The sequence below is a fragment of the Kutzneria sp. 744 genome, assembly GCF_000568255.1.
Classification (GTDB): Bacteria; Actinomycetota; Actinomycetes; order Mycobacteriales; family Pseudonocardiaceae; genus Kutzneria.
Genome location: NZ_KK037166.1, coordinates 3,421,724 through 3,425,605, shown reverse-complemented (window position 1 = coordinate 3,425,605; position 3,882 = coordinate 3,421,724). Strand labels below are relative to the sequence as shown.

The 3,882-nt window shown below is 71.9% G+C and carries 5 protein-coding genes; 3 read left to right on the top strand and 2 right to left on the bottom strand.

Features of this window, described 5'->3' with window-relative positions; genetic code table 11:
* Positions 1 to 308 (top strand): hypothetical protein (locus KUTG_RS15220; RefSeq protein WP_369794473.1); only part of this gene is annotated, 308 nt, incomplete at its 5' end.
* Here the strand turns inward: KUTG_RS15220 and KUTG_RS15215 are convergent.
* Positions 305 to 1,165, bottom strand: a complete 861-nt coding sequence (locus KUTG_RS15215) for a phytoene/squalene synthase family protein (protein WP_043717526.1) — start codon at positions 1,163 to 1,165, stop codon at positions 305 to 307. The genes KUTG_RS15220 and KUTG_RS15215 overlap by 4 nt on opposite strands.
* Positions 1,162 to 2,760 (bottom strand): polyprenol phosphomannose-dependent alpha 1,6 mannosyltransferase MptB, encoded by a 1,599-nt coding sequence (gene mptB, locus KUTG_RS15210; protein WP_063753721.1) that lies wholly within the window; start codon positions 2,758 to 2,760, stop codon positions 1,162 to 1,164. Before mptB ends, KUTG_RS15215 begins: the two co-directional genes overlap by 4 nt.
* Before the next feature lie 140 nt (positions 2,761 to 2,900).
* On the opposite strand from mptB, the gene KUTG_RS15205 reads away from it, so the two are divergent.
* On the top strand, positions 2,901 to 3,683 hold the full coding sequence (locus KUTG_RS15205) for an AMP-binding protein (RefSeq protein WP_052394565.1): 783 nt from the start codon (positions 2,901 to 2,903) through the stop codon (positions 3,681 to 3,683).
* On the top strand, positions 3,638 to 3,882 hold a 245-nt coding region (locus KUTG_RS53465), incomplete at its 3' end, for an AMP-binding protein (RefSeq protein ID WP_052394563.1). The genes KUTG_RS15205 and KUTG_RS53465, both read left to right, overlap by 46 nt.

Sequence of the window (3,882 nt, the reverse complement as noted above, 5' to 3'; positions counted from 1 at the left end):
CGGTGGGGTGGCCGCACCCCATCGGAAGGATCCCCATGTCACGGATGGCCCGTACCGCCGGCATCGCGGTGGCCCTGCTGGCCGGCACGGCGGTGCCGCTGCTGACCGCGGCCCCGGCGCAGGCGGCGGCTCAGGACTGCCTCCAGTACCTCCAGGCGCACGACAGCGACCACATGAACCAGCAGGTGGTGGTCGGCTGCGCGTTCGGCGCGATGCTGGCCAAGGCGACGTGCGCGAGCGACATGACCAGCAACGGCGTGCCGGCGGCGGACGCGAAGGAAGCCTGCCGGCTGGCCGGCGAGCACTAGCGGGACAGCAGTGCCCTGACCAGCCCCGGCAGCGCCACGGCGAGCCGGCGGCTGGTCGGCACCACCGCCCGCGGGCCGAAGACGTCGTAGTCACGGGCCGCCAGCTCGTCGAGGATGCCCTGGTAGAGGGTGAAGGCCACGGACACGCACGGCCGGGACTCGGGGGCCAGCAGCGGGATCCCCAGGGCGGCGGTGCGGTACACGGCCCGCGTGCGGGCCGCCAGATGGGCCAGGGCGGCCCGAACCCGGCGGTCCCGGCGTCCCGACGCCCGGCACCACTCCAGCAGCGCACGGTCGACGCCGAAGGCGGCCAGCTCGTCGGCCGGCAGGTACACCCGGCCCCGGTCGAGGTCCTCGGCGACGTCGCGCAGGAAGTTGGTCAGCTGGAAGGCCTCGCCCAGGGCCGCGGCGTAGGGCTCGGCCCCCTCGGCGACGACCCCGAGCACGGGCAGCATCTGCAGGCCGATGACCTCGGCCGAGCCCCGCATGTAGGCCCGCAGCTCGGCGTACGTGGCGTACTCGCGCTGGTGCAGGTCCATCCGCATCGAGGCCAGGAAGTCCTCGAACAGCGTGTGCTCGATGCCGTAGCGGGCGACGGTGTCGGCCAGCGCGGCCAGCACGGGATGCTCCACAACCCCGGTCAGGGCGGCCTTGAGCTGCCGTTCCAGCTCGTCGAGCTCACGGGCCGGCGCCGAGCCGGGGCTGTCCACGACCTCGTCGGCCAGCCGGGCGAAGCCGTACAGGGCGTGCACGGCGGGCCGACGGTCGGCCGGCAGCAGCAGGGTGGCGAGGTAGAACGTCTTGCCGTGGTGGGCGTTGAGCCGTCGGCACTGCGCGTACGCGGCCTCCAGGCTCACGAGTGGTGCCTCAGCGCCTTCTCGGGGGCGTCCTTGATGTACCGCAGCGACAGCTTGAGCGGATCGGGCTTGAGCAGCGACACGGCGGCCAGCACGGACACGCCGAGGATGACGAACAGGTAGCCCCAGTCGTAGAGCGCGGTGCCGCCGGACGGATAGGTGATCAGCAGCAGCCACACCGAGCCGCAGGCGGCCAGCGTCAGCCCGGCGGTGCCCCACGCGAAGCCGGCGGCCAGCACGAGGGCCCAGCTGAAGTACCAGGGCAGCGTCACGGGGGCGAGCAGGGCGAAGGCGGCCATGCAGATCGCGGCCCGCCGGATGGCGTCGTTGCCGCCCTCGCGGGCCAGCCACCACTGCCGGACCAGGATGTAGATCAGCAGCAGCCAGCCCAGGGTGCGGGTGACCGTGACGAAGGGCTGCACGTCGCCGAGGCCGACGAACCAGCTCAGCACCGTGAAGAAGGCCTGCCCGATGCCCGAGGGCAGCGACAGCCAGTTGATCACGATGGAGGAGCCGCCGAGCGCGGAGATCCAGCCCAGGTCCACGCCCGCGGCCAGGGTGCACAGCACGAACACGCCGCCGAACACCCCGACCGCCGGGAACACGGCCCGGACGAACCGGTAGCTGCGGGTGCCCAGGGGGATGTGCGACATCCAGATCCAGATCAGGAACGGCAGCGCGATCACGGCCGTGGCCTTGACCGAGAAGGCCACCGCGACCAGGGCGATGCCGGCGACGTGCTTGCGGTCCAGCACGAACACCACGCCCACGGCCATCAGGCCGATCATCAGCATGTCGTTGTGCGCGCCGCCGATGAGGTGCACGACCAGCAGCGGGTTGGCCCCGACCAGCCACAGCGCGATGGAGGAGTTGCCGCCGAGCTTGGCGCACAGCCGCGGCAGCGCCCACCACAGCATGGCGAAGCCGACGGCCAGCACCAGGCGCATCAGCAGCACGCCGCTGATGAGGCTGGTCAGGCCGTCGCCGGTGATGGCGACGATGCCCTTGGCCAGCAGCACGAACAGCGGCCCGTAGGGCGAGGGCGTGTTCTGCCAGACGATGCTGACGTTGTCCGACAGGGCGCTGGGCAGGGCCGACGGGCCGACGCCGTAGGGGTCGAGGCCGTGCAGCGCCAGGTCGCCCTGCGCGAGGTAGCTGTAGACGTCCTTGCTGAACAGCGGCGGCGCGATCAGCAGCGGCGCGATCCAGATGACGATGACCCGGATCATGTACGCGTGGTTCACGCGGCCGGCCCTGGCGTGCCGGCCGAGCCGGATCCAGGCCCAGATGGCCAGGCCCAGGCCCATGTACAGCAGCCAGGTGGCCAGCATCATGCCGTGGCCGTAGCGGATCCAGTTGAAGGCCCCGTTGGCCAGCAGCGGGTCGTGGATCAGGGTGGCGCCGGCGCCCATGCCGCCGCCGGCGATGAGCACCATGCCGGCCAGGCCGAGCAGGGCTGTTCTGATCGGGAACGGCCACTCGCGCTCGGGCTCGGGCGTCGGCTCGGCCGCGACCACCGGGGTCAGGCGCGTAGGGCCGAGCGGCACCGGTGCAGGGTCGGCGCTGGAGCGGGGGATGGAAGGCGTCGCGGGCATCGCGCCGTCCATCGTCCCACAACCTCCGACCGGGTGAGCGCGCAGCGGCGTGGACGTCACAGGGAGTTCACCGTTGCCGCCTTCCCGAATATCAGGTTACCTGATATTGTCGGTGTCGTAGCCGAGTCCGGAGGGCCGCCGTGAAGTCCTTGATGCAGGACGTCCCGCTCACGCTCGACATGGTGCTGCGCCGCTGCCGCGAGACCGGGGCGAACATCGAGGTGGTGTCGGTGACACCGGCCGGAACGGTGCGCACGACCTGGGGTGAGATCGGCCGTAGGGCAACCGCTCTGGCCGGTGTGCTGGACGTGCTGAACGTCGCACCGGGCGGCCGGGTGGCCACCTTCGCCTGGAACACGCACCGGCACGTCGAGCTGTTCCTGGGCGTGCCCTGCGCCGGCCGGGTCGTGCACGGCGTCAACGTCCGGCTGACCGCCGACGAGATCGCCTACCAGCTGCGCAACGCCCAGGACGAGGTGCTGTTCGTCGACGCCTCGCTGACCGACCGGCTGGCCGAGTTCGCCGACCGGCTGCCGGTCCGGGAGGTCGTCGTCCTCGACGACGGCGCACCGGTCAATCCGGTGTTCGCCGGCTCGCGCCGTTACGAAGCACTGCTCGAAGCGGTGCCCGATGCCGAGCCGGTCGAGCGCGCGCGGCCGGACGATGCCGCCTGGATCTGTTACACGAGCGGCACGACCGGCATGCCCAAGGGCGTGGTGTCCTCACATCTCGCGTGCGTCCTGCACTCCATGTCCTCCATGACCGTCGACTCGCACGCCGTGTCCCGTGAGGACGTCCTGCTCGCGGTCACGCCCCTGTTCCACGTCAACGCCTGTTTTTTTGGCCTTTTTCGAGCGCCCTGGCCAACGCCAAGCTCGTGCTGCCCGGCCGGGACGCCAGCGGCGCCGCGCTGGCGGCGTTGATCGAGGCGGAGCGGGTGACCGTCGGCGCGGCCGTGCCGACCGTGTGGGTGGACCTGGTCGGCCAGGCGCGCGAGATGACCTCGATGCGCCGCGTGCTGTGCGGCGGCGCGCCCGCGACCCGCGCCCTGCTGGACGCGATCGCCCGGCGCGGCTGGGCGTTCCACAAGGGCTGGGGCATGACCGAGATGCTGCCCAGCGG

Bases quoted from the DNA above. Each gene is read 5' to 3' on its own strand.
- mptB (WP_063753721.1), bottom strand. From the start codon at position 2,760: ATGCCCGCGACGCCTTCCATCCCCCGCTCCAGCGCCGACCCTGCACCG.